A 25,249-nucleotide genomic window follows, 5' to 3' on the forward strand; every position below is an offset into this window, starting at 1 on the left:
CGTCAGTATCTTGTGCGGATACGCCTGGTGACCAACATCCCAGATCAAACGATCCCGCGGCGTCTCAAACACATAGTGCAGCGCTACCGTCAGCTCCACCACACCAAGACCGGCGCCCAGATGCCCGCCCGTCGTCGACACGGCAGAAATCGTCTCGGCGCGCAGTTCATCCGCCACCTGCGCCAGCCGGCCCGCGTCCAGCGCCCGCAGCGCGACCGGCGTCTCGATCGTATCGAGCAGGGGTGTGGAAGGGCGATCAGTCATGGATAAGCAACTTTCGATGAGCCCGATTGCTTAGGCGTCCCGTTCCGGCATTTCTACCCCGTGGGCAGCCGGCAGCTCATGCCGCGCAATCGGCGCAGCGACCGCGTACCTCGATCACGGGCCGTTCGGGGGAAAATCCCGCTTTCGTCGCAGCGCCGCGCACATCCTTCGTCAGGCGATCATCGTCGACATGGGCGATCCGGCCACACTGATCGCAGATCAGGAAGATGCAGTCGTGCCGGCACGCCGGATGCGCGTTGACGACATAGGCGTTGGCGCTCTCGATCCGCTGGGCGAGGTTCTTCTGCACGAACAGATCGAGGATCCTGTACACGCTGTTGGCCGCCACCCGCCGGTCCTGCGCCCGGCTCACCGCCTCTGCGATATCATAGGCGCTGGCGGGCTTCTCGAAGCCGGAGAGCGCCTCGAACACATCGGCGCGCATCGCCGTCCACTGTTCGCCCGATGCCTCGAGCGAAGCCCGTGCCGCTTCCCCGAGCGCGCTGCCGGTATGGACCGTATGAACATGAGCCATGCCCCCAAATTAGGATTGGCGGGCGCGCGCGGCAAGCGCGGTGATCCGGTGCCTCGCCTGCCCGTCACGGGAATCGTCCCGAATCTCGATATCCGGGCGAACGGCGCGGCCGAAGGTGCCAGCCCTTCGCGAATTGACGCCTCCGCGCGACGCTCCTAGCCCGCACGCATGTTCGCCCGCACCGCCCCGGCCCGTCCCCGCCCCCGCGCGCTCGGCTTCTGGCTGCTCGTCGTCGCCGCGCTCGTCTTCGCGATCGTCGCCGTCGGCGGGATCACCCGGCTCACGGAGAGCGGCCTTTCGATCACCGAATGGAAGCCGATCCGGGGCGCGATCCCCCCGCTGACCGATGCCCAGTGGCAAGCCGAGTTCGAAGGCTACAAGGCGATTCCCCAATATCGGGCCTTCAACAGCCAGATGACGCTGGAAGGCTTCAAGCACATCTATTTCTGGGAATATTGCCACCGGCTGCTGGCGCGCACGATCGGCACGGTGCTGGCGCTCGTGCTGCTCGTCTTCTGGTGGAAGCGATGGATTCCGCGCGGCTATGGCTGGCGCACCCTGCTGATCTTCGCGCTGGGCGGGTTACAGGGACTGATAGGCTGGTGGATGGTCGCCTCCGGCCTCACCGAGCGGACCGAAGTCAGCCACATCCGCCTCGCCATTCACCTGCTCGCGGCGATGCTCATCTATGGCGTGCTGATCTGGACGGCGCTCGATCTGTTCGCGCTCGCGCGCGGCGGCATCACCCGGCGCGCGCGGATGAAGGCGCTGCCCGCTCTCGCCATCCTCGCACTCGTCGTCCAGCTCGCGCTCGGCGCCTTCACCGCCGGGCTCCGGGCCGGATATGCCTTCGCCTCCTGGCCGCTGATGGGCGACAGCCTCTTTCCCGAGGGTGGCTGGCAGGCCGGCACGGGCGCGATCGCCAATCTCGTCTCCAATCCCGTCGTCGTGCAGTTCGTGCATCGCTGGTGGGCGTTCGTCGTCGCGGCGCTGATCCTCCTCGTCGCCCGCGCGACATGGCGGGCAGGCGCGCCCGGCCGCGCGCAGCTGCTGCTGGCGATCGTCGCGCTTCAGATCGGGCTCGGCATCGCCACGCTGCTGAGCGGCGTGGATATCACACTGGCCGTCGCCCATCAGGCGGGGGCCGCCGTGCTGCTGGCGGCCCTGATCTGGTCGGCCCATCGCCTCGGCCAGCCCCCGCACCGCTGATTCGCCCGGCTCTGGCTCAACAGGCGCGCGCCTTCCCGGCCGATCCCGCAGCCCTTCCATCGCCCCTATATCCGGGTGGTGATGAGGAAAGCCGCGAGATTCAGCCACTTCCGATCCGGAAAGGTACGGAGGCACCGGCGCGATCAACGCGGTATCCCAATACCTTTCACGAAACACCCTGTTTCGCTTGACTTTTTCGCCCTCTCACAGCATTTGGCCGGCCGTTGGCGCTGTCCCTCGCGGGGCGGCGCCTGCTTGTTTTGAGGGGCGCCGGGCCAAGGTTCGCGATCCTCTATCGAAATCGAGGACTTAAGCCCATGAAGGCGCTGACCAAGACCACCAAGGTGGCGACGCCCGCCACGGTGGAAAAGAAATGGCATCTGATCGATGCGGACGGCCTGGTCGTCGGCCGCGTCGCGACGATCATCGCGAACATCCTGCGCGGCAAGCACAAGCCGAGCTTCACCCCCTTCATCGATTGCGGCGACAACGTCATCGTCATCAATGCGGACAAGGTGCGCTTCACCGGCAAGAAGCTGGGCCAGAAGGTCTATTACAAGCACACCGGCTATGCCGGCGGCATCAAGGGCATCACCGCCGCCAAGGTGCTGGACAGCAAGTTCCCGGAGCGCGTGCTCGAGAAGGCTGTTGAGCGCATGATCCCGCGTGGCCCGCTGGGCCGCCAGCAGATGCGCAACCTGCGCGTCTTCAAGGGCGCGGAGCATGATCATACCGCGCAGAACCCGGAAGTGCTCGATATCGCGAGCCTCAACCGCAAGAACAAGGTGGGCGCATAATGTCCGACAATCGCCAGTCCCTCGCCGATCTCGCGGCGCTGACGGGTCAGGAAGCCCCGGCTCCGGCACAGGTTTCCACCCCGGTCGCCGCTGACGCCGACGCCACGGCCGAAGCCTATATGGCCGGCCAGATCGCGGAGCCCGCCGCTCCCACCACGCCGCTGCGCCCGCAGCAGCTGGACAAGTTCGGCCGTGCCTATGCCACCGGCCGCCGCAAGGATGCCGTCGCCCGCGTCTGGCTGAAGCCCGGCACCGGCAAGATCACGATCAACGGTCGCGATCAGGAAGTCTATTTCGCGCGCCCCACGCTGCGCCTCGTCATCAACCAGCCGTTCGGCATCTCCGAGCGTGAAGGCCAGTATGACGTGATCGCCACCGTCACGGGCGGCGGTCTCTCGGGCCAGGCCGGCGCCGTGAAGCATGGCATCAGCCAGGCGATCACCCGCTACGAGCCGGTCCTGCGCGCGCCGATCAAGGCAGCCGGCTTCCTCACCCGCGACAGCCGCGCGGTGGAGCGCAAGAAGTACGGCAAGGCGAAGGCCCGCCGCAGCTTCCAGTTCTCGAAGCGCTAAGGAAACGGACGATCCGGAATTGCGAAAGCAATTCCGGGACCCGCCATGACGGGCGACAGGGCCGGCGCAGCCGGCCGTATCCGATGTCGTGGCGTTCTTTTCTCGAAGCCACCAGCGCCTTTCGAGACCGAATCCCGCAACAGACAGGGGCGTCGCCATCACATGGCGGCGCCCTTTCTGCTTTTTCGGCCGCTTTCCTCAAAATTCCTTGCCGCATCGCGCCCGAAACGACACACTGGGCGGGATGAGGGGCCTCGTGACACGCTCCGCGCCGTGGCGGCTTGGGCTGGCAGCCTTGCTGCTCGCGCTCGCCATGCGCCTGCTCGTGCCCACCGGCTTCATGTGGGAAGCCGGATCTCACGGCGGCGCGCAGCTCGTCCCATGCTCCGGCATGGCACCCATGCCGGCCGCGCCCGCGGCGCACGGCATGCACCATATGGCGATGGCCGATATGGGCTCGCACGGGCGCGACCATGATGGCGGCGATAGCTCGAATCGCGAATGCGCCTTCGCCGGCCTGGCGGGCGCGCTGGATCTCGCCGAACCACTCGCCGAACCTGCGGCGCCGTTCTTCGCAACCGTCGCCCTGCCCATCCTCGTCGCGCGCGCCGTGTCGCCCGGTCGCGGCCTCGCCGCCCCTCCGCCCCCGTCCCGAGGGCCACCCGTAACCTTCTGATCGCCTGATCCGGCGGCCCCGCGCGGCCGCCCTCTCCCGATTCGGAAGGATATCCATGTCTGTTTCCCCCCGCGCCCTCGCCGGCGCCGGCGCGCGCCTGTTCGGCGCCGCCATGCTCGCTGCCGTCGCCACGCCCGCCTTCGCCGCCACCACGGACGCCACCGCCGCCGACGCGTCCGCCGCAGGCGATCAGGCGCAGGACATCCTCGTCACCGGCGCGCAGAAAACCGCGACGATCCAGAACATGCCCGCCGCCCCCCTGATGATCGATGCGGCGCGCATCCGCACCACCGTCAACGCGGTGAATGTGGAGGATACGCTCAAATATCTGCCCAGCCTGTTCGTGCGGAAGCGCCATATCGGCGACACGCAATCGCCGCTCGCCACGCGCACCTCGGGGGTCGGCGCCAGCGCGCGCAGCCTAGTCTATGCCGATGGCGCGCTGCTGTCCGCGCTGATCGGCAACAACAATACCAATGCCTCGCCGCGCTGGAGCCTCGTCTCCCCACAGGAGATCGCGAAGATCGACGTGATCTACGGCCCCTTCTCCGCCGCCTATCCGGGCAACAGCATCGGCGCCGTCGTCAACATCACCACGCGCCTGCCCGATCATCTGGAAGGCACCGTCACCGCCGGCATGAGCGTGCAGAAATACAGCCAATATGCCACGCGCGATACGTTGCCCGCGCGCCAGATCGGCGGCACGATCGGCGATCGCTTCGGCCCGCTCAGCCTGTTTGCCAGCGTCGATCATGTCGAGAGCGACAGCCAGCCCCTGCTCTATGTAACCGCCGCCGTGCCCGCCGCCACCTCCACCGCCGGGACGCCCGCCACGGGCGCCGTCGCGGATGTGAACCGCACCGGCGCCGCGATCCGCGTACTGGGCGCCAGCGGGATCGAGCGACAGCATCAGGATCGCTACAAGCTGAAGGCCGCGCTGGATGTGACGCCCGCGATCCGCCTCACCTATGTCGGCGGGCTTCTGCTCGACGAGACGCGCTCGTCCGCCGAAACCTATCTCTCCGCGGCGGGCGCGCCGGCCTGGTCGGGCAGTTACACGATCGATGGCCGGGCCTACACGCTGGCCGCCACCGCCTTCGCCAGCGGCATCTATACGCGCGAACAGCGCCATTTCTCGCACAGCCTCACGGCCAGCGGTTCGGAAGGGCCGTTCGACTGGCAGATCGTCGGCACGCTGTTCGATTATGACAGGGATGTGCAGCGCACCCCCACCACCGCGCCGCCCTCCGCCCTCTCCGGCGGCGCGGGCACGATCCTGCGTCTGGATGGCACGGGCTGGCGCACGCTGGATGCCAATGGCGGCCTTTTCCTGGGCGGGGGCCATCGGCTTGGCTTCGGCGCCCATTATGATCGCTTCGAGATCAGGAGCAGCCGCTACCTGACGGGCGACTGGCGCGCCGGCAGCGAAGGCGCGCTCGACCTGCAATCGCTCGGCAAGACGCGCACCACAGGCCTGTGGCTGCAGGATGCGTGGGACATCCGCCCGGAGCTGACGCTCACGATCGGCGGTCGCTACGAATGGTGGCGGGCCTATGATGGCGTGAACTTCTCGCGCTCGCCCGCGATCAGCACGATCCAGCCGACCCGCACCGCCAGCCGTTTCTCGCCCAAGGCCACGCTCGCCTGGACGCCGATCCCGGGCTGGACAGCGCGCGCTTCCTTTGGCCAAGCCTCGCGCTTCCCCACCGTGGGCGAACTCTATCAGATCGTGACGACGCCCGTGCCCGCCACGCCCAATCCGAATCTGAAGCCGGAGCGCGCCCAATCGGAGGAATTGGCACTGGAAAAGCATGATGAGCGCGGCACGATCCGCCTCGCCCTGTTCAACGAGGTGATCAAGGACGCGCTCGTTTCCCAGACCGGCCCGCTCAACGGCACCACCGTGCTCGCCACCTTCGTCCAGAATATCGATCGCACGCGCGCGCGCGGCGTGGAGGCGTCGTTCGATCGGCGGGATGTGCTGCCGGGCTTCGATCTGCTCGGCAGCGCCACCTTCACGGATGCCAAAACGCGCGCCAACGCCGCCCTGCCCGCCTCGGTCGGCAAACGCCTGCCGCAGGTGCCCAAGTGGAAGCTCACGGCGGCGGCCACCTGGCATCCGGCCCCCCCCGTCGCGCTCACGCTGGCGGGTCGCTATTCCAGCCGCCTGTGGGGCACGATCGATAACAGCGATCCGATCGGCCATACCTATATGGGCTTTGAGGGGTATTTCGTGATGGATGCCCGCGCCCTGTTCGATGTCACGCCCAGATGGTCGCTCAGCGTCGGCGTCGATAATCTCAACAACAGGAAATATTACCTGTTCCACCCCTTCCCACAGCGCACCTTCACGATGCAGGTGGGCTACAAATTATAGGCCCGGTCTCCCATCATCGTCTCCCGTCATCCCGGATACGTTTGGGGATGACGGGCCGAATCGTCGGCGCCCCTCCCGCCCGGTGAAGCGGCGCCGGATCGGATCGATATCGTCCAGGCCGCTCATCCTTGGGGGCTTCGGACGTTTCCGCACGGAAACCGCAGTCCATCCAGCCCGGCCTTGCGGGGGATGCGCCGTTCATCCGCGCCGGATGCGTTCGGCCAGCAATTCCGGATCGGCCACGCCATTCTTCAGCGCGATCACGAGATGGGCGATCCGCACCGCATTCGAAATGGCCACCCGCTCGCATTCCAGCGTATCGGCCCTGCGCTCGGCGAGAAGCCTCTGGTTGATCGCCTCGCACCGCGCGGATCGGGGCCGACAGCTCGCCGGATCGCCACTCTCCTGTTCGTCGCGCTTGAGCAATTCGGCCTTGGGGGGGCTCACACCACCTTCCCATCTCTTCTGCGATTCTCGGAAATTATTTGGACCTGCAGCAGTTTCTGCTCGATCACATTGACCTCATCGCGTCCTTTCTTAAGAACTTCTATGAGAAGATCGATAATCATCTGCTCTGTCTTCGCACCATGCAGCGCGATCAGGCCCTCTCCTGAAATCGTACGGACGTCATCCAGCGTCATTTGAACAATCCTGTTCAGCGATCACCCCTGGCGTCTTTATCTATTCTCCGGCGATGTCATTCCGCCCTACAGCAATTGTAAATTTGTGTTAAACTCGTAAATTTACGAGGGAACTAATGAATGCCTGTTCGCGTTTATTGTACTGTCTGACAATTAGAATTGAAAATCGATTAGCACTCTAACGATATGTTATTTTCCAAATTGAGAGGGCGGCGAACAAAGTTTGAACTTTGAGGATTTTGATGGATATTGATTTGCTCCTTCTAATATCCCACCTGAAAAATCTGAAAGCGGGACTGTGGGATTACAATATCGATCTGGACATACTGGAATGCGACGCGACATGGCATGATCTGCTGGGCATCGGGCCGGGAATGATGCGCTCGATAGCGGACTTCAGGCCCTTCATCTTTCCGGACGATGTGGATCGGGCCACCGCGATCGATCCCGAAAGCGTCAACGCGATGATCGAGCTGGACGAGCAATATCATGTCGATTTCCGCGTGGTGCGCTCGGACGGGCAAGTGCGCTGGTGGCGCTCGGTTGCGTCATTGATCGTCGATTCCCACCATCATCGCCGCGCCATCGGCTGCGTCACGGATACTACCGATCTTCACCGGGGCGATCTCGATCCGGCACCCGCGGCTCCCCCGCCACCCGAGCGGGTCGTGCCCGATATCGCCAGCCGCCTGAGCGGCCGCGAAATCGAATGCCTCAGGTGGGTCAGCATCGGGAAAACCGCCTGGGAAACCTCGCGGATCGTCGAGATCAGCCAGCGCACGGTGGAGTTTCACCTGTCGAACGCCGCCCGCAAGCTGGAGGCGAAGAACAAGGTGCATGCGGCGGTGATCGCCGTCCGCGCCGGGATCATCTGACCGGCGCGGGCGCGCGGCTCACTTCCTGTCGAGCATCTCGATCGTCGCCGTCGCCGGCAGCTCGTTCTTCATCGCGGCCGCGACCTTCTCCGCACCCTCCATCACGCGCAGCACGTTGCCGCCCGCCAGCTTCGCGACGTCCGCGTCTCTCCAGCCGCGCCGGATCAGTTCGGCCAGCAACGCGGGATAGGTGGAAACGTCCTTCAGCCCGGTCGGCAGATCGCTCACCCCGTCGAAATCCGATCCCACGCCCACATGATCGACGCCCGCCACCTTGGCGACATGCTCGATATGGTCGGCCACTTCCCCCAGCGTCACTTCGGGCATGGGATGGGCCTTCTCCCATTCCTTCATGGCCGCCGCCGCCTTGTCCGGCTGCCCAATCAGCAGCCCGCCGAAGGGCGGCGCGTTGAGCCGGGTGCGCTCGGCCGAGCGGTCCGCGCTCCAGCGGCGATAGGCATCCGAAACATAGGCCGGCGCATAGGTGACCATCACGACGCCGCCATTCTGCGCGACGAGTTTCAGCACCTCGTCCGATACGTCGCGGGGATGATCGTCCAGCGCGCGCGCGCTGGAATGGGAGAAGATCACCGGCGCCTTCGTCGTCGCCAGCGCATCCTTCATCACGCCTTCGGAAACGTGACTCAGGTCCACCAGCATGCCCAGCCGGTTCAGTTCGTGCACCACCGCCTTGCCGAAGGGGGTGAGCCCTCCATGCTTGGGATCGTCGGTGGCGCTGTCCGCCCAGTCGATCGTGACGGCGTGGGTCAGCGTGAGGTAGGAGGCGCCCAGCGCCCGATAGGCGCGCAGCACCGCGAAGCGCTGGTCGATCTGGCCACCGCCCTCCACGCCCATCATCGAGGCGATCCGCCCGGCCTTGTGGATGCGGCGCACATCGGCGGCGGTTGTCGCCAGCTCGAACGTCTGCGGATAGCGCGCGACGATATCGCGGACGAGATCGATCTGCTCCAGCGTCTCGATCACCTGTTCCTGCTCGGGCAGGCCCGCGCTCACATAGACGGACCAGAATTGGCCGCCCACATGGCCCTGCCGCAGCCTGTCTATGTCCGTATGATAGCCGGGCAGGCTGTCGAGCTTCATCGTCCAGCGCTTGTCGCCATCCTTGCCGCGCAGGCTTTCCGCCCAGTCATTGTGGCCGTCGATCATCGGCGTCGAGGCCATGATCCTCAGCGCGCGCGCCATCGCCGGATCGGCGGCCGCCGGCGCGGCGAGAGCCGGCGCGGAGAGGGAGGCGAGAAGGGCGGCGGCGAGGAGCGGGGTGCGAAGCATGAGCGAAGGATGACGATGCCCCCGCCCCCGCACAAGACGCGGCCGGCGTTTTGCACGATTTCCCGCATTTTCGGGAATCCCGCCCCGGCGCGGCCCGCCGCCCGTGCGCATCCGGCGCTTTCCTTCCGGAAAGGGAACCTCCTCCCGAAAGAGGTCCACGCCCGCAACATCGATTTTCAGAAGGATCCGCTGGATGCCCCGTGAGGATTCGAACCTCAATTAACGGAGTCAGAGTCCGTGGTCTTACCTTTAGACGACAGGGCAGCGTCAGCGGAGGCGCGCCAGATAGGTGAGCCGCGCGCGGGTGTCAACGCGCGGCGCGCGACTTCCGGTTCCACGGCGCCGATCGTTCGGCCACCATCGCGCCCGGCAGAGAAAAGCCGCCTCCCGCCGTGCGGCGAGAGGCGCTTTATCAGAGCTTCGCGCGGATCACGCACATCTGCAGCTTGGGCTGCATCGCGGTGATGTCGAGCAGCACGGAGGAGACGGCTTCCCGGGCGCCCTGGCCCTCTGATTTCGCCGCGATGGCCGTGCTTTCCGCGCTGGTGAGTGGGCGCTCGACGAGCTTGCCCTTTTCCTCGGCGATCACGGTCTTGGGGCCCAGCAGCCCACTCTTCAATTTATCGGAGAAGAGCTTCTTCTGGGTCGAATCCTTCAGCGCCAGTTCGAAGGCCTGCGTCGTCATCAGCGCCGATTCGGTGTCGCCCAGCTTCCTCGGCTCGGGCGTCTCGGTCTTGAGCGCGTCGATCGTCGCGGCGTCGCCGGCGGCCGCTATGATCTTGCCCGCCTTTTCGTCGGCCGCCTTCTGCTCCTCCGTCTTGCCGCCGTCGCCCGCATCCGCCTGCTTCTGGTCCTTCAGCGCCTTCTGCTGGGCGGCCAGCGCCGTAATCTCGGAAATCAGCGCGTCGGGTGCATAGCTGCCGACGCTGCCCAGCCGCTGCGCCGCGATATTCTCGACCGAGAACAGCGCCGTCTCGATCAGCGTGAAATATTGGTCCACCGCCGTCACGGCGATCGTGGCGCCGCCGCTCTCGGCCGTGGGCGAAACCATTTCGTGTGCCTCGGTGCCCTCCGGCTTGTTCTGGGCGGCCTTGTCGATCACGCTCGCCGCATAGGCATCCAGCCCGCTCGCCTCGCTCTTCACGCACGTCAGCGCATCGACGGAAGCGGCCAGGATCGGCCCCTTGTCGCGCGGGGCATAATAGGATTTCGTGCTCGTAAGACCGGCGCCCGCCGCGCCGGTGGCGATCGCCACGCCGGAAGGCGCGCCGAAGGCCGCCGCCGTCGCCCCGCCGAGCGCGAGCGCCAGCGCCGGCACCTCGAAATGCTGGCGCCCGTTGGCGACATGGCGCGAGGCGCAGCGATAGACCATCAGATAATTGTCGATCAGATGGTTGGCGCCGTCGAACGTGTGGGTGATCGGTTCGCGATCGCCCGGCCCCTTCACCCTGGGGCCACCATTCAGCTTGCGCGGATATTTGCAGTCCATGGGCGATACGCCCTTGTTTTCCATCGCATAGGCGGTGTCCACATCGGGCGCCGCGAAGCTGTAGACGGCGCAGCCCTGCATCACGGGCGAAAGCGCCCCCAGCAACAGAAAGATCCTTGAACGCATCGATCATCTCCCCCCGGAAATGATCGACAGCGTAGATCGGACCTTTCATTTCCTAAGCGGAACATTAACCATAATGGAGCGGAACGCCCCGCCGCCCGACACGCCCTTCCGTATGGGTGCTGCCTCGCTCTCAGATGAGGTTACCTTGCGCGCCCGCCTGATGGCTCACGCGGGTTTCCACGCGCGCCGCGCGGCGATGCGGGCTCACCAATGGGGGCAGGCGGGGATGCCGATCCTGGAAAAGTTCGGCCAGCGTGAAGATCTGCAACGCGGGATATCGGCCGAATTCGGTCTCGATCAGGCCGTGGCTGTTCGCCTCGTCCGTCATGCCTTTCGTCGGCGGGCTCGCGCTCACGAACAGGCCCAGCCTGTGCCCGTCCCGCTGCATCACGCGGCCGAGGTCGCGCACCATGGCGGGATTGATGTGTCCGCCTGCCTTCACGGAGATCACGCCCGTCTCGGTCGCTCCGTCCGCCCCGACATAATAGAAATAGCCGTCGACGCCCTTGTCCCCGCCCTTGCGCCCGCCCATCCACGGCCAGCCGCCCAGCCTGAGCGTGATCCACGCCTGAAACTGATGGGGATCGTCCTGCGCCAGCCTCTGGGCCGAGGCGAGATCGCGCGGGCTACCGATCGTCTCGAACCGCACCTGATCGCCATAGCCGTCACGCAGGCGCTTCTCGACCAGGCCGATCGCGAGATGCGTCACATCGATCCCGATCCACCGCCGCCCCAGCTTCTGCGCCGCATCCACGGCCGTCCCGCATCCACAGAAGGGATCGAGGACGACGTCGCCGGGATTCGAGGAGGCGGAGATGATGCGTTCCAGCAAGGCGATCGGCTTTTGGGTGGGATAACCGAGACGCTCCTGCGCCTGGGAGTTTAGGGGCGGGATATCGGTCCACACCGATCCGATTACGCCACCAGCCATCTCTTCCAGATAGCGCTTCAACTGAGGTCTACGCCGGGTATCCGGCTTTCCGTCACGGTCAACCGGATACCAAATCCGCCCCTCGTCATGCAGCCGCTGCATTGTCTCGCGCTTGTAACGCCAGCCCATTTGCGGGAACGGAAAGCCGATCCATTCATACATCATATTGGGCCGGGGACTTGGGCTGGTCATATTATCTAGCCGATAGCGCCCCCTTCCGTCTTGATCGTTCAACCTGTACTTCGCCGTAACATAGGCTTCGTCATGTATCTCGCGCGGCGTGTTCCAGATGAATTCCGGCGACTTCGTATAAAACAATATAATGTCGGTGATCTTGCTCCACGTCTTGCTGTCGCTGTGCGTCGTGGTTCGCTTCCACGTAATCTCGTTCCGGTAATTCTCGGGTCCGAACACCGCATCCAGCACCAGCTTCAGATAGTGGCTCGCGGTCGGATCGCAGTGGAGATAGAGGCTCCCCGTCGGCTTCAGCACGCGATGCAGTTCCACCAGCCGCACCGCCATCATCGCCAGATAGGCCATCATCGCATTCTCGCCGATCGCGGTCCGCATCGCCTGCATCAGCACGTGCAGGCGGTGATTGCCGCTTTCGGTGATGTCCATCAGCGCCGCGCTCGCCGCCGGCCCCCACGCCCAAGTGTCGTCGAACGCCTCGATGCTGGCATCCGCGCCCGCCCCGTTCGGCGCCCGGAACAGGATGTTGTAGCTGGCGTTCGAATTGAACGGCGGATCCAGATAGATCAGATCGACAGAGGCATCCGCGACATGCGCGCGCAGCACCTCCAGATTGTCCCCGTAGAAAAGCTTCGACATGCCCCCTCCCCCGAAGGAAGGCGCAAGATTAGAGTGGCGAACCACGCTTTCGGCGGAGACCTGCTCGAAAACGGATGCATCTTTTGGCCGCCCGCACCGGTGGCAGGCGCGGCCGCCGCTTCCTACATCCCGTCTGGCGCCCCATCCGGAACGGATATAGAACACTTCCCATGTCCCTGACTCGCATCTCCCAGCATCGGTGCTCCATATGCTGACCCACATCAAAGTGCGCGGCGCGCGCGAGCACAATCTCAAGGGCGTCGACGTGGATATCCCGCGCGAGACGCTGACGGTCATCACCGGCCTGTCCGGCTCGGGCAAATCGTCGCTCGCCTTCGATACCATCTATGCCGAGGGCCAGCGCCGCTATGTGGAATCGCTTTCCGCCTATGCGCGCCAGTTCCTGGAGCTGATGCAGAAGCCGGATGTCGAGCATATCGAGGGCCTCAGCCCCGCCATCTCGATCGAGCAGAAGACCACGTCGCGCAATCCGCGCTCCACGGTCGCCACCGTCACCGAGATTTACGATTATATGCGTCTGCTCTGGGCGCGCGTCGGCATCCCCTATTCGCCCGCCACCGGCCTGCCCATCTCGGCGCAGACGGTGAGCCAGATGGTCGATCGCGTGATGCAGCTGGCCGAAGGCACGCGCTTCCTGCTGGTCGCCCCGGTCGTGCGCGGCCGCAAGGGCGAATACAGGAAGGAGCTGCTCCAGTGGCAGAAGGAGGGCTTTACCCGCGTCCGCATCGACGGCGAGACGCACGAGATCGAGGAAGCCCCCGCGCTCGACAAGAAATACAAGCATGACATCGACATCATCGTCGATCGCCTCGTCGTGCGCGAAGGCATTGAAACCCGCCTCGCCCAGAGCTTCGAGACGGCGCTGAAGCTGGCCGAGGGCCTCGCTTATGCCGATCTGGTGGGCGATGCGGATGCCAATGCCACCGCCGCCAGCGAGGGCCTGAAGAAAGGCATCAAGGCGCTCGCCCTTCCGCCCGGCGTGTCCGAGCGCATCACCTTTTCCGAGAAATTCGCCTGCCCCGTCTCGGGCTTCACCATTTCCGAGATCGAGCCGCGCCTCTTCTCGTTCAACGCGCCGCAGGGCGCCTGCCCGGCCTGCGACGGCCTGGGCGAGAAGCTCTATTTCGATCCGCAGCTCGTCGTTCCGAACGAGACGCTCTCGATCAAGCAGGGCGCGGTCGTGCCCTGGGCCAAGTCCAATCCGCCCAGCCCTTATTACATGCAGGTGCTGGGCAGCCTTGCCAAGGCTTACGGCTTCAGGCTGGAAACGCCGTGGAATGAGCTGCCGGAGGAAGACCGGAGCGCCATCCTCCACGGCACGAAGGGCAAGGCCATCCCGCTCACCTTCGTGGACGGCAAGAAGAGCTACACCGTCACCAAGCCGTTCGAGGGCGTGATCGGCAATCTCGAGCGCCGCATGGTCGCCACGGAAAGCGCGTGGATGCGCGAGGAACTGGCCAAATATCAGTCCTCCGCCCCCTGCGAGGTGTGCGAGGGCGCCCGCCTCAAGCCCGAGGCCCGCGCCGTGAAGATCGCCGGCGAGGATATCTCGCAGAGCACCCGCCGCGCCGTCGGCCCCGCGCTCGCCTTCTTCCGCGCGCTGCCCGACCATCTGAACGATCAGCAGAAGCAGATCGCCACGCCCATCCTCAAGGAAATCGTCGAGCGGCTCGGCTTCCTCGACAATGTCGGCCTCGATTATCTCAATCTCGATCGCACCTCCGGCACCCTTTCCGGCGGCGAGAGCCAGCGCATCCGCCTGGCCTCCCAGATCGGCTCCGGCCTGTCGGGCGTGCTCTATGTGCTGGACGAGCCCTCGATCGGCCTGCACCAGCGTGACAATGATCGCCTGATCGTCACGCTCAAGCGTCTGCGCGATCTCGGCAACACAGTGATCGTCGTCGAGCATGACGAGGATGCGATCCGCACGGCGGACCATGTGATCGACATGGGGCCGGGTGCGGGCGTCCATGGCGGCACCATCATCGCCGAAGGCACGCTGGAGGATATCCTCAACAGCGAGGAAAGCCTCACCGGGCAATATCTCTCCGGCCGCCGCATGGTCGAGGTGCCGGGCAAGCGCCGCAAGGGCTCCGGCAGGAAGCTCACCGTGAGGGGCGCGCGCGCCAACAATCTGAAGGACGTGACGGCCTCGATCCCGCTCGGCACCTTCACCTGCATCACCGGCGTCTCGGGTTCGGGCAAGTCGACCTTCACGATCGACACGCTCTTCGCCTCGGCGGCGCGCCAGCTGAACGGCGCGCGCATGCTGGCCGGCCACCACGAGAAGATCGAGGGGCTCCAGAATCTCGACAAGGTGATCGATATCGATCAGTCGCCGATCGGCCGCACCCCGCGCTCGAACCCGGCAACATATACTGGCGCCTTCACCCAGATACGCGACTGGTTCGCCGGCCTGCCCGAGGCGCAGGCGCGGGGCTACAAGCCCGGTCGCTTCTCCTTCAACGTGAAGGGCGGCCGGTGCGAGGCGTGCCAGGGCGATGGCGTGCTCAAGATCGAGATGCACTTCCTGCCGGACGTGTACGTCACCTGCGATGTCTGCCACGGCGCGCGCTACAATCGCGAGACGCTGGAGGTGAAGTTCCGCGACAAGAGCATCGCCGACGTGCTGGACATGACGGTCGAGGATGCAGTCGAATTCTTCAAGGCCGTTCCCGGCATCCGTGACAAGATGGCGATGCTGGCGGAGGTGGGCCTGGGCTATGTCAAGGTCGGCCAGCAGGCGACCACGCTTTCGGGCGGCGAAGCCCAGCGCGTGAAGCTTGCCAAGGAACTGTCCCGGAGAGCCACCGGCAACACGCTCTACATTCTCGACGAGCCCACTACCGGCCTCCATTTCGAGGACGTGCGCAAGCTGCTGGAGGTGCTCCACGCCCTCGTCGAGCAGGGCAATACGGTCGTCGTGATCGAGCATAACCTCGAAGTCATCAAGACGGCGGACTGGATCATCGATCTCGGCCCCGAGGGCGGAGACAAGGGCGGCGAGATCGTCGCTGTCGGCGTGCCGGAGGATGTGGTGAAGGAACCCCGCTCCTACACCGGCAGATATCTGGCCCCCCTGCTGGAGGCGAAGCCGGCGGGCGCAGCCGCCACACCGGCGGCCAAGGCCAAGCCCGGCCGCAAGACCAAGGCGCTCGCGGCCGAGTGAGCCCCCGGCGCCCCGAATTCGAGGCCGCGCTCCGCCTCTTCGCCGCGATCAGCGGGGCGATGGCGGAGCGCGCGGGCCCCGGTCACGCAGCGCCCGATCGCACTGGCCCCGATCGCGCCTGGCCGGCGGCCGATGCCGTGCCAACCGGCCTCCTCGCGCGTGCGGTTTCGTCGTCCCCGGCCGCCTCGCTTATGCCAGCGTCCGCTTGAACAGGGCGATCGTCCGTCCCCAGGCCAGGTCCGCCGCCGCCTTGTTGAAGCGCGGGGTCGTGTCGTTGTTGAAGCCGTGCTCCACGCCGGGATACACATATCCCTCATATTTCACGCCGGCCGCCTTCAACGCCGCCTCATAATCCGGCCACAGGCCCACGAGCCGCGCATCGTTGCCGGCGTGCTGGACGAGGATTTCCGCCTTGATCGCGGGCACGTCCTCCAGCTTCGGCGGCGCGCCGTAAAAGGGCACGGCGGCGGCCAGCGTGGGGATCTTCGTGGCCAGCATGTTCACGATGCCGCCGCCATAACAGAAGCCCACGGCCCCCAGCTTGCCATTGCCGTCGGGCAGCTTCTGCGCCCAGGCGGCGGCGGCCAGGAAATCCATCTGCACCTTGGCCTGGTCCAGCTTGGGGAAAAGCTCGCGTGCCGCATCCTCCGTGCCGGGATAGCCGCCCAGCGAGGTCAGCGCGTCCGGCGCCACCGCGATGAAACCATCCACGGCGAGGCGGCGGGCAATATCCTCGATATGCGGGTTGAGCCCGCGATTTTCGTGGACGACGAGCACCACCGGCTTGCGCTTCGCCGCCGTCGTTCCGGCGGGCTTGGCCACATAGGCCTTGATCGTGCCGTTGCCGGCGGGCGATGCGATCGTCTCGGTCGTCACGATGATGCGCTTGTCGGCGGGCGCTATCACCTGCGCCGCAGCGAAATCGGGGCTGAGCGCCGCCAGCACGCCCGTCGCCGCGGCGACCGATCCGGTATAGGCGGCCGCTTTCTCGATGAAGCCGCGCCGGCTGATCCCGCCATGGACGAAGGCATCGAACAGATCGAGCAGTTCGCGGCTGAAGCGGCTGCTTTCGGGCATGGGCTCACGATCCGGCATTCATCCCTCCACGCATCGGCGCCGTGTCCGGGGCGCCCGCCCCGGCGCTCCCGCCTTCCGGCAGGATCGTGGGCGGCGCGGCCAGGCGCAAGCCACTATTTGCACGGCGCCATGCCCGGCCTTGCGGGCGGGCGCGCCGATCCCCAGAAAAGGGGCGATGATCAGGACCGCAAACCTCCCCTCCCCGCCCCGCGCCCATCGCATCCCCCACGAGACGACCGTCCACGGCATCACGCTGGACGATCCCTGGCACTGGCTGAAGGATCCGCTCTATCCGGAGGTGAAGGACGAGACGATCCTCTCCTATCTGCGCGAGGAGAACGCCTATTTCGAAACGGCGATGGCCCCGCGCGCCGATCTGGTCGAGGCGATCTTCCAGGAGATGAAGGGCCGGATGAAGGAGGATGATTCCTCCGTGCCGCAGAAGGATGGCGATTGGCTTACCTGGTGGGCCTATGAGGCCGGCAGCCAGTATCCGCGCCGCTGGCGCAGGCCCGTCGCCGGCGGGCCGGATCAGCTGCTGCTGGACGAGGCGGCCGAGGCCGAGGGCAAGGCCTATTTCCGCCTCGCCGCCTTCTCGATCAGCCCCGATGCCCGGTTGCTCGCCTGGTCGGCGGACGAAAGCGGCGCCGAACGCTTCACGCTGCGCATCCGCGATCTGGCGACGGGCACGGATATCGAGACGGTCAGCACCGTCACCAATGGCGGCGTCGTCTGGTCAAGCGACAGCAAGGCGATCCTCTTCACCGAGGTGAACGATAACTGGCGCAGCTATCGCGCCCGGCTCCACCGGCTCGGCACCGATCCTGCCGATGCCACCACCCTCTATGAGGAAGCGGACGAGGGCTTCCGCGTCGCGGTGGGCGGCACGCAGGATCGCCAGTGGCTCCAGATCGCGACGGGGGATAATCAGACGAGCGAGGTGCGCATCGTTCCCGCCGCCGATCCCGCCGCCGCGCAGATCCTGATCTCGCCCCGTCGGGTAAAGCGCCAATATTCGGTGGACAGCGCCCACGGAAAGCTCTGGATCCTTACGAACGACGATCATGTGAATTTCCGCCTGGCCTCCGCCGATCCGGCCGCGCCGGAGGCGTGGGAAACGGTGATCGCGGGATCGGACGATACCTATCTCACTGGCATCGCCAGCTTCGCGCGACACATCGCCATCGCCGCGCGGATCGACGGACTCGATCAGATATTGCTGCGCACCTATGCGGGCAACACGCATCGCATCGCCTTTCCGGAAGCGAGCTACAGCGCCGGGCTTGGCCACAATCCCGAATATGATCCGGCCGCCTACCGGATCGGCTATTCCTCGATGGTCACGCCATCCACCGTCTATGATTATCATGCCTCCGATCGCCGGCTGGAGGTGCTGAAGGTGCAGGAGGTGCCATCGGGCTACGATCCCGCGCTCTATGCCACGGAGCGGCTGATGCTTCCCGCTCGCGACGGCAAGGCGATCCCCGTCTCGATCGTCTATCCCAAGGGCTTTCCGAAGGATGGATCGGGCAAGCTCTTCCTCTACGCCTATGGCGCCTACGGCCATGCCATCCCGCCCAGCTTTTCCACCGGGCGGCTATCACTGCTCGATCGCGGCTGGGCCTATGCGATCGCGCATATCCGGGGCGGCGACGATCTCGGCTATGGCTGGTATCTGCAGGGCAAGGCCACGGAGCGCTGGAACACCTTCCATGATTTCTCGGATGTGGCGAAGGGCCTGATCGCGGCCGGCTTCGCCAAGGCGGGCGGCATCGCCATCAATGGCGGCTCGGCCGGGGGCGAGCTGATGGGCGTCGTAGCCAATACCGATCCCGATCTGTGGGGCGCCGTGGTGGCGGACGTGCCCTTCGTGGACGTGCTGAACACGATGCAGGATGAAAGCCTGCCCCTCACGCCCGGGGAATGGCCCGAATGGGGCAATCCGATCACCGATCCGGAGGCGTTCCGGCTGATCCTCAGCTACAGTCCGTACGAGAATGTCGCGGCGAAGGCCTATCCGCCGATGCTCATCACCGGCGGCCTCAACGATCCGCGCGTCACGTATTGGGAGCCCGCCAAGTGGGCCGCCCGCCTGCGCGCGACCAAGACGGATGATGCGCTGCTGCTGCTCAAGATCAACATGGGTGCCGGCCATGGCGGCAAATCGGGCCGGTATGAGGCACTGCGCGAGCGCGCCGAAGCCTTCGCTTTCGTGATCGATCAGATGGAGGAATGAGGAGGCGCCGCCGCTCCTCCGTTCGAACCGGTCCGGCGCCTGCACCCGCCCGTCAGCCCGGATCCGTTCCGGGGCTCTGTCCACGGGGCGGGATCACGGGCGGCGGAGCGCACCGGCCGGTGAATGCCGAACAGGGCGGTCATGGCGCGATCGGGCCCCACGTTTGCACCCGCTGCAGATCCAAGGCGCCGCCACGCGTTCATCTGAGGTTTAGCTTGCTGCGGCGAGCCGTTGTGCAACTGCGAGAAAAAGCATTGATACAATATATCATCGCGCTATGAGTCCGCCCCGATTTCAGGGAAGCGAGAAACGCATGCGAATGATGAAGGTGGGTCTGCTGGGTGGTGTGGCGATGCTCGGTGCCGTGCCCGCTCTGGCCGAGGATGCGGCGTCGTCGTCCAGCGGCGCCACGACCTCGCCGGATATCGTCATCACCGCTCCGCTCTCCCGTTCGCGAGAGGATGTGATCGCCGGCGTCTCGGTCCTTTCCGGGACCGAACTGGCTCAGAATCTGAAGCCCACCATCGCCGAGACGCTGGCGCGGACGCCCGGCGTCTCCGCTTCCTCCTTCGGCCCCAGCGCCTCGCGCCCCATCCTGCGCGGCTTCCAGGGCGATCGCGTCCGCGTGCTCACCGATGGTGTCGGCAGCTTCGATGCCTCCACCGCCAGCGTCGATCACGCCGTGGTCATCAATCCGCTGCTGGCGGAGCGGATCGAGGTGGTGCGCGGCCCCTCCGCGCTCCTTTATGGATCGGAGGCGATCGGTGGCGTCGTCAACGTCATCGACACGCGCATTCCGCGCAGTATTCCGGAAGCGGGCTATCGCCTCCAGGCGCAGGGCACCTATGGCAGCGCCGCCAACGAGCGCTCGGGCGGTGTCGCGGCGGACGTGAAGGCGGCCGACAATCTCGTCCTCCATGTCGACGGCAGCTATCTCAAGACGGGCGACCTGCGCATCGGCGGCTATGCGCTGACTCCCGCCTTGCGCAACCAGGCACTCGCCACGGCGCGGGCCGGTGGCGATCCGGATGGCGAGATCGATTTCGCCGCCAACGCCGCCGTGAAGGACAAGCTGCCGAATACGCAGGCCAAGACGTGGGATGTCGGCGTCGGCGCCACGATCATCACCGAAACGGGCAGCCTGGGCTTTTCCTACAGCCATTATGACAGCCTCTATGGCGTGCCGATCCGCTACGCGACCCAACTGGGCGAGGAGCAGGAGGCGCCGCGCATCGACGTGGCGCAGGACCGGATCGATGCCCGCGCCGAAATCGATACGGGCGGCAATGTGCTGGAGGCGATCCGCTTCCGCCTCGGCGCGGCGCGCTATCGCCATTACGAGCTGGAAGAAGACAATTCGATCGGCACCGCCTTCTACAATCAGGGGATGGAAGGCCGGCTGGAACTGGCCCAGGCGCAGCATGGCGCGTGGCGCGGCGTGACGGGCGCGCAATTCCTCTATCGCGATTTCAACGTCGTCGGCGACGAGGCCTTCCTGCCCCGCAACCAGACCGACCAGCAGGGCATCTTCACGCTCCAGCAGCTGGATTATGGCAGGTTCAAGATCGAAGCCGGCGGCCGCTACGAACATTCGATCGTGGAGGCCAAGGCGCGGCCGGATCAGCCGCAATTCCTTGTCGCCAAGGACAGCTTCGATCTCTTCTCCGGATCGCTCGGCGGATCGTGGGCTGTCACCGATGGCGTGCGGATCGGCGTGAACCTCTCCCATTCCGAACGCTCGCCTTCGGCCGAGGAGTTGTATGCCAACGGGCCTCATGCCGGCACCGAGGCCTATGAGATCGGCGATCCGGGCCTGCGCAAGGAAAAGGCGAACGGCGCGGAGGCCGTGCTCCACGTTCACGGCCATGGCTTCGATCTGGAAGGCTCGGCCTATTACACCCGCTTCTCCAACTATATCGACGATCTCCCCACCGGCGATCTGGAAGATGGCCTGCCTGTCTACCAAACACGCCAGGGCAAGGCCCGCTATTATGGCTTCGAGGCGCAGGGTTCGATCGATCTCGCCCGCTTTGGCGACACGACGATCGCGCTGGACGGCCTTGCCGATTATGTGAACGCGCAGATCCTGGACGTCGGCCCCGCGCCCCGCATCCCGCCGCTCCGCCTGCTCGGCGGCGTCGAGGCCAAGGGCGGCCGCGTGTTCGGGCGCGCCGAAGTCGAATGGGCGAACAAGCAGAGCCGCACCGCCGATTTCGAGACCGAGACGAAGGGCTGGACGACCGTCAACGCATCGGTGGGCTTCCACCCGTTCGTCGGCCACGAGGGCACGAGCATCATCCTTTCGGCGAACAATCTGTTCGATGTGAATGCGCGCCGCGCCGCCTCCTTCCTCAAGGATTATGCGCCGCTGGCGGGCCGCGACATCCGGGTGACGGCCCGCTTCCAGCTCTGAGGGGAGCAGAGGGCGCCGCCGGCCGCGTATCCGCCGGCAGGGCAAGCGGCCCCGGCGGCTACGGACGCGGCTTGGCCAGCTCCGTCTCCAGCCGGCGGGCCGCTTGCTCCGGCGTCGCCTTGCCGGCATCGCGATCAACGAGATAGTTGGCCTGGCGCATCGCCTCCACCCCGATCGCGCCGATCAGCGGCCGGAGCGCGGCGCGGAAGCGGGCGTCACGCGCCCGCGCGGGGCTCAAGAGCAAAAGCGCGTCGTAGCGCGGCATCGCCGCCCTGGGATCCGCCAGCACGACGAGGCGATCGGCCGCGATCCGGCCATCGGACGAAAAGGCCGAGATCACATCCGCCTGCCCGCTCGCCAGCGCGCGATACATGAAGGTGGGATTATAGGCCCGCTGCTCGCGAAAGCGCAGGCCATAGGCATCCCGGATCGCCCGCCATTCGGGGCGGTCGAGAAATTCGAGGTCGGCGCCGAGAGAGAGTGCCGGCGCGCGGACGGCGAGATCCGCGAGGCTTGCGATCCCGGCTCCGGGCCGCATCGCCAGCGCATAGGCATTTTCGAAGCCGAGCGGCCCGAGAATGGCGGTCTTCGGCCCCTCCGCCATCCAGCGCGCCATCTCGGCGAGCATGCGATCGCGCGGGATCATGTCGGTGCGCGCCATCGCGCCCGTCCACAGCGTGCCCGCATAATCGACATAGACGTCGACATCGCCCTGCTCCAGCGCGCGGAAGGCCACGGCCGAGCCCAGCCCTTCGCGATAGGAGACGCGATAGCCCGCCGCCTCCAGCCGCGCGCCGATCAGCCGGGCGAGGATGAACTGTTCCGAGAAATTCTTGGCGCCGACGATCACCGTTCGCTCGCGCGGCGCGAAGGCCGGCGCCAGCGCCGCGGCAAAACCGATCAGCAGCAGCGCCACGCCCAGAAACAGGGGCGCGCGCCGCCGCCGGGAGAGCCCATGCTCGATCAGAGCGAGGATTCCGTCCGCCGCGATGGCGAGCCCCGCGGCACCCAGGCAGCCCGCCAGCACCAGCGACCAGTTTTCGGTCTGAAGCCCGGAGAAGATCGGATTGCCCAGGCTGGGATAGCCGACGGTGGTGGAAAGCGTGGCGGCGCCGATCGTCCAGACGGCGGCCGTGCGGATGCCCGCCATCGCCACGGGTGCCGCCAGCGGCAGCTCGACGAGGTGCAGCTTCTGGCCAGGGGTCATGCCCACGCCATCGGCCGCCTGCAAAACGGCGGGGTCGATGCCGCCGAGCCCCGCCACCACGTTGCGCAGGATCGGCAGCAGGGCATAGAGCGCCAGCGCCAGCAGGGCAGGCAGGAAGCCCAGCGCCGGTATCCGCCCGCCCGCGAACGACGAAAGCCATAACAGGACGGGATAGAACAGCGCGAGCAGAGCGAGGCCGGGAATCGTCTGGATCAGGCCCGCCGCCGCCAGGATCGCGCCGCCGATGCGCGGCCGGCGTGCCGCGAACAGGCCCAGCGGAAGCCCGATCAGCAGCGCCAGCAGCATCGCCGCACCCGCCAGCAGCACATGGCTGGCGATGAGCGGCGGAAGCTGGCCGATCGCGGCGATCATCGCCACGCCCATCCCCGAAAGGCCGCCCTCACCCGCCGATCGCCCGCAGCCGATCGGCCTGCGCCTTGGGCACGGCCACCAGGGCGGCCGCCGCCTCCCCCGCCTCGCCCGCCAGCATTTCGCGCGGGGTGGCATCGCCGGCGATCCGCCCGACCGCCATCACCACCACCCGATCCGCCAGCAGCAGCGCCTCGGCCATGTCGTGCGTGACGAGGATGGTGGTCAGCCCGATCCGGTCGTGCAGGTCGCGCACCGTGCGCCCCAGCCGATCGCGCGTCACCGGATCCAGCGCGCCGAAAGGCTCGTCCATCAGCAGCAGCCTTGCGCCACCGGCCAGCGCGCGCGCAATGCCGACGCGCGCCTGCTCGCCACCGGAAAGCTGCGCCGGCCTGCGCGAGGCATAGGTGGCGGGCAGGTCCACCCGCTCTAGCGCCGCCGCCACATCCACCCGGCTTCCCCCCGCCAGCCGCGCGGGCAGCGCGATATTCTCGGCGACATCCATGTGCGGAAACAGCCCGACATTCTGGAAGCTGTAGCCCGTCGCGCGCCTCAGCCCGACCGGATCGAGCGCGGCGATATCCACGCCGTCACGCAGCACGCGCCCCGCATCCGGCGTCTCCAGCCGGTTCGCCATGCGCAGCAACGTGGATTTGCCGGAGCCGGACGCCCCGACCAGCGCGACGAACGATCCCGCCGCGATCGAAAGGTTAACATCGTCGATCGCCGCCTGCCCGCCATGGACGCGGCGCACCCCCTCGTAGGAAAGCGCTGGCGCGCCTTCAGCCAAGGAGCGCGTCGATTTCGGCGGCGAGCGCCACGTCGCGTTGGGAAAGGCCCCCGGCATCATGCGTGGTGAGGAGTATCTCTACCCGGTTCCACACGTTCGACCATTCGGGATGATGATCGGCCCGCTCCGCGAGCAGCGCCACCTTCGCCATGAAGCCGAAGGCCGCGACGAAATCGGTGAAGACGAAGCGGCGGCGGATCCCGTCACGCTCCGCATCCAGGGTCCATTCGGGCAGGTCCCCGAGGGCGACGGCCCGTTCGGCCTCGTTCAGGCGCCTGATCGTCATGCCACTCTCTCCCGCTGGCGCACCCGGCGCCGCTTGCCTATGTCGCGCAGATGACGAGCCGAGGTCAAACCATGGCGCCCGATGCCGCCGCGATCGAACGGATCGCGCGCGAGGCGATCGATCGCCTGCCCGCCGCCTTTCGCGCGCATCTCGGCAATGTCGTGCTCCGGATCGAGGAATTCGCCGACGACGAGACTCTGGACGCGCTCGGGCTGGAGGATCCCTTCCAGCTTTCGGGGCTCTATTCCGGGCGGCCGATCGGCACCAAGTCGATCGACGACAGCGGCACGCTCCCGGATATGATCCATCTCTATCGCCGCCCACTCCTCGACGAATGGGCCGAAGGCGGGGAGACGCTGGAAACGCTGGTCGCCCATGTCATGATCCACGAGATCGGCCATCATTTCGGCCTGTCGGACGATCAGATGCACGCGCTGGAGCAAGAGGCGGGGTCCGCGCCCGAATGAGCGTGCGCCCCTCCGCCACGTCTCTCGCAAAGCCCCGTCTGGCATTGCGCGATATCGCCTGCCTGCGCGGAGACAGGCTGTTGTTCGAAGGGCTCGGCTTCGCGCTCGGCCCGGGGGAATCCCTGCTCGTCGCCGGGCCGAACGGGGCGGGCAAATCCAGCCTGCTGCGGCTGATCGCCGGCCTGCTGGCGCCGGCGGCGGGCCGGATCGAGCGCGAGGGGCGGATCGCTCTGGCCGCCGAGGCGCCCGCGCTGGACATGGAACGCCCGCTGCGCGCCGCCCTCGCCTTCTGGGCACGAATTGACGGGGCGGAAAGCGAGGCGCTGGATGGCGCGCTCGCGGCGATGGATCTCGCGCCGCTGGAGGACGTGCCGGTCGCCATGCTTTCCACCGGGCAGCGCAAGCGCGCCGTGCTGGCCCGCACGATCGCGAGCGGGGCGGACATCTGGCTGCTGGACGAGCCGGGCAACGGGCTGGACGCCGCCGCGCTGGACCGGCTCGGCCGGGCGATGGCGATCCACCTCGATCAGGGCGGAATCGTCGTCGCCGCCAGCCACCAGCCGATCGGCCTTTCGCCCACGCGCGAGATCCGGCTGTGAAG

23 protein-coding genes and 1 tRNA gene are annotated in these 25,249 nt (G+C 66.5%); 12 read left to right on the plus strand and 12 right to left on the minus strand.

Going from position 1 to position 25,249, the window contains the following annotated elements; all coding sequences use genetic code 11:
- Positions 1-264 (minus strand): 1-deoxy-D-xylulose-5-phosphate synthase N-terminal domain-containing protein (locus DI605_RS00005; protein WP_293967505.1); only part of this gene is annotated, 264 nt, incomplete at its 3' end.
- Between the two features lie 76 nt (positions 265-340).
- Complete coding sequence (locus DI605_RS00010; RefSeq protein WP_293967508.1) at positions 341-799, minus strand: Fur family transcriptional regulator; 459 nt, start codon at positions 797-799, stop codon at positions 341-343.
- 168 nt (positions 800-967) lie between these two features.
- Here DI605_RS00010 and DI605_RS00015 point away from each other — a divergent pair, with 168 nt between their 5' ends.
- From DI605_RS00015 to DI605_RS00035, 5 genes are all read left to right on the plus strand, one after another.
- A complete protein-coding gene (locus DI605_RS00015; protein ID WP_293967511.1) occupies positions 968-2,008 on the plus strand; it encodes a COX15/CtaA family protein in 1,041 nt (346 codons plus the stop codon).
- A gap of 317 nt (positions 2,009-2,325) precedes the next feature.
- Positions 2,326-2,805, plus strand: a complete 480-nt coding sequence (gene rplM, locus DI605_RS00020; protein ID WP_293967513.1) for a 50S ribosomal protein L13 — start codon at positions 2,326-2,328, stop codon at positions 2,803-2,805.
- Positions 2,805-3,377 (plus strand): 30S ribosomal protein S9, encoded by a 573-nt coding sequence (gene rpsI, locus DI605_RS00025; protein ID WP_293967516.1) that lies wholly within the window; start codon positions 2,805-2,807, stop codon positions 3,375-3,377. The genes rplM and rpsI overlap by 1 nt, the downstream gene beginning before the upstream one ends.
- Before the next feature lie 256 nt (positions 3,378-3,633).
- Positions 3,634-4,053 (plus strand): hypothetical protein, encoded by a 420-nt coding sequence (locus tag DI605_RS00030; protein ID WP_293967518.1) that lies wholly within the window; start codon positions 3,634-3,636, stop codon positions 4,051-4,053.
- Positions 4,054-4,108: 55 nt separating this feature from the next.
- Entirely contained in the window at positions 4,109-6,430 is a 2,322-nt protein-coding gene (locus DI605_RS00035) for a TonB-dependent receptor (RefSeq protein WP_293967521.1), read from the plus strand.
- A gap of 198 nt (positions 6,431-6,628) precedes the next feature.
- Here the strand turns inward: DI605_RS00035 and DI605_RS00040 are convergent, their stop codons facing one another.
- Positions 6,629-6,877, minus strand: coding sequence for a hypothetical protein (locus DI605_RS00040; protein ID WP_293967524.1), 249 nt, complete (start codon positions 6,875-6,877; stop codon positions 6,629-6,631).
- Positions 6,874-7,071, minus strand: a complete 198-nt coding sequence (locus DI605_RS00045; protein ID WP_293967527.1) for a hypothetical protein — start codon at positions 7,069-7,071, stop codon at positions 6,874-6,876. Before DI605_RS00045 ends, DI605_RS00040 begins: the two co-directional genes overlap by 4 nt.
- A gap of 254 nt (positions 7,072-7,325) precedes the next feature.
- Between DI605_RS00045 and DI605_RS00050 the strand changes: the two genes are divergently transcribed.
- Positions 7,326-7,946, plus strand: a complete 621-nt coding sequence (locus DI605_RS00050) for a LuxR C-terminal-related transcriptional regulator (RefSeq protein WP_293967529.1) — start codon at positions 7,326-7,328, stop codon at positions 7,944-7,946.
- Positions 7,947-7,964: 18 nt separating this feature from the next.
- On the opposite strand, the gene DI605_RS00055 is transcribed toward DI605_RS00050, so the two are convergent.
- Positions 7,965-9,236: a dipeptidase gene (locus tag DI605_RS00055; RefSeq protein WP_293967532.1), complete on the minus strand. Its 1,272-nt coding sequence runs from the start codon at positions 9,234-9,236 to the stop codon at positions 7,965-7,967.
- Between the two features lie 9 nt (positions 9,237-9,245).
- Between DI605_RS00055 and DI605_RS00060 the strand changes: the two genes are divergently transcribed.
- On the plus strand, positions 9,246-9,440 hold the full coding sequence (locus tag DI605_RS00060; RefSeq protein ID WP_293967535.1) for a hypothetical protein: 195 nt from the start codon (positions 9,246-9,248) through the stop codon (positions 9,438-9,440).
- Here DI605_RS00060 and DI605_RS00065 read toward each other — a convergent pair.
- From DI605_RS00065 to DI605_RS00075, 3 genes are all read right to left on the minus strand, one after another.
- Positions 9,427-9,500, minus strand: a tRNA-Gln gene (locus DI605_RS00065). The genes DI605_RS00060 and DI605_RS00065 overlap by 14 nt on opposite strands.
- A gap of 148 nt (positions 9,501-9,648) precedes the next feature.
- Positions 9,649-10,851, minus strand: a complete 1,203-nt coding sequence (locus tag DI605_RS00070; protein ID WP_293967537.1) for a hypothetical protein — start codon at positions 10,849-10,851, stop codon at positions 9,649-9,651.
- A gap of 130 nt (positions 10,852-10,981) precedes the next feature.
- Positions 10,982-12,613 carry a DNA methyltransferase gene (locus DI605_RS00075; protein WP_293967540.1) on the minus strand — a complete coding sequence of 544 codons (1,632 nt, stop codon included), beginning with the start codon at positions 12,611-12,613 and terminating at the stop codon, positions 10,982-10,984.
- A 208-nt stretch (positions 12,614-12,821) separates the two neighbouring features.
- Here DI605_RS00075 and uvrA point away from each other — a divergent pair, with 208 nt between their 5' ends.
- The gene (gene uvrA / locus DI605_RS00080; RefSeq protein ID WP_293967543.1) at positions 12,822-15,803 is read left to right on the plus strand and encodes an excinuclease ABC subunit UvrA; all 2,982 of its coding nucleotides are present in this window, start codon (positions 12,822-12,824) and stop codon (positions 15,801-15,803) included.
- A 189-nt stretch (positions 15,804-15,992) separates the two neighbouring features.
- Here uvrA and DI605_RS00085 read toward each other — a convergent pair whose 3' ends face one another.
- A complete protein-coding gene (locus tag DI605_RS00085; protein WP_293967546.1) occupies positions 15,993-16,898 on the minus strand; it encodes a dienelactone hydrolase family protein in 906 nt (301 codons plus the stop codon).
- A 157-nt stretch (positions 16,899-17,055) separates the two neighbouring features.
- Here DI605_RS00085 and DI605_RS00090 point away from each other — a divergent pair, with 157 nt between their 5' ends.
- Both DI605_RS00090 and DI605_RS00095 read left to right on the plus strand, forming a co-directional pair.
- On the plus strand, positions 17,056-19,116 hold the full coding sequence (locus DI605_RS00090) for a S9 family peptidase (protein ID WP_293967549.1): 2,061 nt from the start codon (positions 17,056-17,058) through the stop codon (positions 19,114-19,116).
- A gap of 322 nt (positions 19,117-19,438) precedes the next feature.
- Complete coding sequence (locus tag DI605_RS00095) at positions 19,439-21,529, plus strand: TonB-dependent receptor (RefSeq protein ID WP_293968825.1); 2,091 nt, start codon at positions 19,439-19,441, stop codon at positions 21,527-21,529.
- Between the two features lie 58 nt (positions 21,530-21,587).
- Here DI605_RS00095 and DI605_RS00100 read toward each other — a convergent pair whose 3' ends face one another.
- Genes DI605_RS00100 through DI605_RS00110 form a run of 3 tightly spaced genes read right to left on the minus strand, consistent with a single transcriptional unit; the run spans position 21,588 to position 24,181 of the window.
- On the minus strand, positions 21,588-23,108 hold the full coding sequence (locus DI605_RS00100) for a glycine betaine ABC transporter substrate-binding protein (RefSeq protein WP_293968826.1): 1,521 nt from the start codon (positions 23,106-23,108) through the stop codon (positions 21,588-21,590).
- 28 nt (positions 23,109-23,136) lie between these two features.
- Positions 23,137-23,895, minus strand: coding sequence for an ATP-binding cassette domain-containing protein (locus tag DI605_RS00105; RefSeq protein WP_293967552.1), 759 nt, complete (start codon positions 23,893-23,895; stop codon positions 23,137-23,139).
- A complete protein-coding gene (locus DI605_RS00110; protein WP_293967555.1) occupies positions 23,888-24,181 on the minus strand; it encodes a 4a-hydroxytetrahydrobiopterin dehydratase in 294 nt (97 codons plus the stop codon). Before DI605_RS00110 ends, DI605_RS00105 begins: the two co-directional genes overlap by 8 nt.
- Positions 24,182-24,252: 71 nt before the next feature.
- On the opposite strand from DI605_RS00110, the gene DI605_RS00115 reads away from it, so the two are divergent.
- Both DI605_RS00115 and ccmA read left to right on the plus strand, forming a co-directional pair.
- A complete protein-coding gene (locus DI605_RS00115) occupies positions 24,253-24,648 on the plus strand; it encodes a metallopeptidase family protein (RefSeq protein WP_293967557.1) in 396 nt (131 codons plus the stop codon).
- Positions 24,645-25,247: a heme ABC exporter ATP-binding protein CcmA gene (gene ccmA, locus DI605_RS00120; RefSeq protein WP_293967560.1), complete on the plus strand. Its 603-nt coding sequence runs from the start codon at positions 24,645-24,647 to the stop codon at positions 25,245-25,247. Before DI605_RS00115 ends, ccmA begins: the two co-directional genes overlap by 4 nt.
- Positions 25,248-25,249 lie beyond the last annotated feature (2 nt).

Origin of the sequence: Sphingomonas sp., from assembly GCF_003248515.1 — a bacterium.
Classification (GTDB): domain Bacteria; phylum Pseudomonadota; class Alphaproteobacteria; order Sphingomonadales; family Sphingomonadaceae; genus Sphingomonas_I.

Bases quoted from the DNA above. Each gene is read 5' to 3' on its own strand.
- DI605_RS00055 (WP_293967532.1), bottom strand. From the start codon at position 9,236: ATGCTTCGCACCCCGCTCCTCGCCGCCGCCCTTCTCGCCTCCCTCTCC.
- DI605_RS00035 (WP_293967521.1), top strand. From the start codon at position 4,109: ATGTCTGTTTCCCCCCGCGCCCTCGCCGGCGCCGGCGCGCGCCTGTTC.
- DI605_RS00070 (WP_293967537.1), bottom strand. From the start codon at position 10,851: ATGCGTTCAAGGATCTTTCTGTTGCTGGGGGCGCTTTCGCCCGTGATG.
- rpsI (WP_293967516.1), top strand. From the start codon at position 2,805: ATGTCCGACAATCGCCAGTCCCTCGCCGATCTCGCGGCGCTGACGGGT.
- DI605_RS00060 (WP_293967535.1), top strand. From the start codon at position 9,246: ATGACGATGCCCCCGCCCCCGCACAAGACGCGGCCGGCGTTTTGCACG.
- DI605_RS00095 (WP_293968825.1), top strand. From the start codon at position 19,439: ATGAAGGTGGGTCTGCTGGGTGGTGTGGCGATGCTCGGTGCCGTGCCC.
- ccmA (WP_293967560.1), top strand. From the start codon at position 24,645: ATGAGCGTGCGCCCCTCCGCCACGTCTCTCGCAAAGCCCCGTCTGGCA.
- DI605_RS00015 (WP_293967511.1), top strand. From the start codon at position 968: ATGTTCGCCCGCACCGCCCCGGCCCGTCCCCGCCCCCGCGCGCTCGGC.
- DI605_RS00115 (WP_293967557.1), top strand. From the start codon at position 24,253: ATGGCGCCCGATGCCGCCGCGATCGAACGGATCGCGCGCGAGGCGATC.
- DI605_RS00110 (WP_293967555.1), bottom strand. From the start codon at position 24,181: ATGACGATCAGGCGCCTGAACGAGGCCGAACGGGCCGTCGCCCTCGGG.
- DI605_RS00100 (WP_293968826.1), bottom strand. From the start codon at position 23,108: ATGATCGCCGCGATCGGCCAGCTTCCGCCGCTCATCGCCAGCCATGTG.
- DI605_RS00075 (WP_293967540.1), bottom strand. From the start codon at position 12,613: ATGTCGAAGCTTTTCTACGGGGACAATCTGGAGGTGCTGCGCGCGCAT.
- DI605_RS00010 (WP_293967508.1), bottom strand. From the start codon at position 799: ATGGCTCATGTTCATACGGTCCATACCGGCAGCGCGCTCGGGGAAGCG.
- DI605_RS00045 (WP_293967527.1), bottom strand. From the start codon at position 7,071: ATGACGCTGGATGACGTCCGTACGATTTCAGGAGAGGGCCTGATCGCG.
- rplM (WP_293967513.1), top strand. From the start codon at position 2,326: ATGAAGGCGCTGACCAAGACCACCAAGGTGGCGACGCCCGCCACGGTG.
- DI605_RS00085 (WP_293967546.1), bottom strand. From the start codon at position 16,898: ATGCCGGATCGTGAGCCCATGCCCGAAAGCAGCCGCTTCAGCCGCGAA.
- DI605_RS00090 (WP_293967549.1), top strand. From the start codon at position 17,056: ATGATCAGGACCGCAAACCTCCCCTCCCCGCCCCGCGCCCATCGCATC.
- uvrA (WP_293967543.1), top strand. From the start codon at position 12,822: ATGCTGACCCACATCAAAGTGCGCGGCGCGCGCGAGCACAATCTCAAG.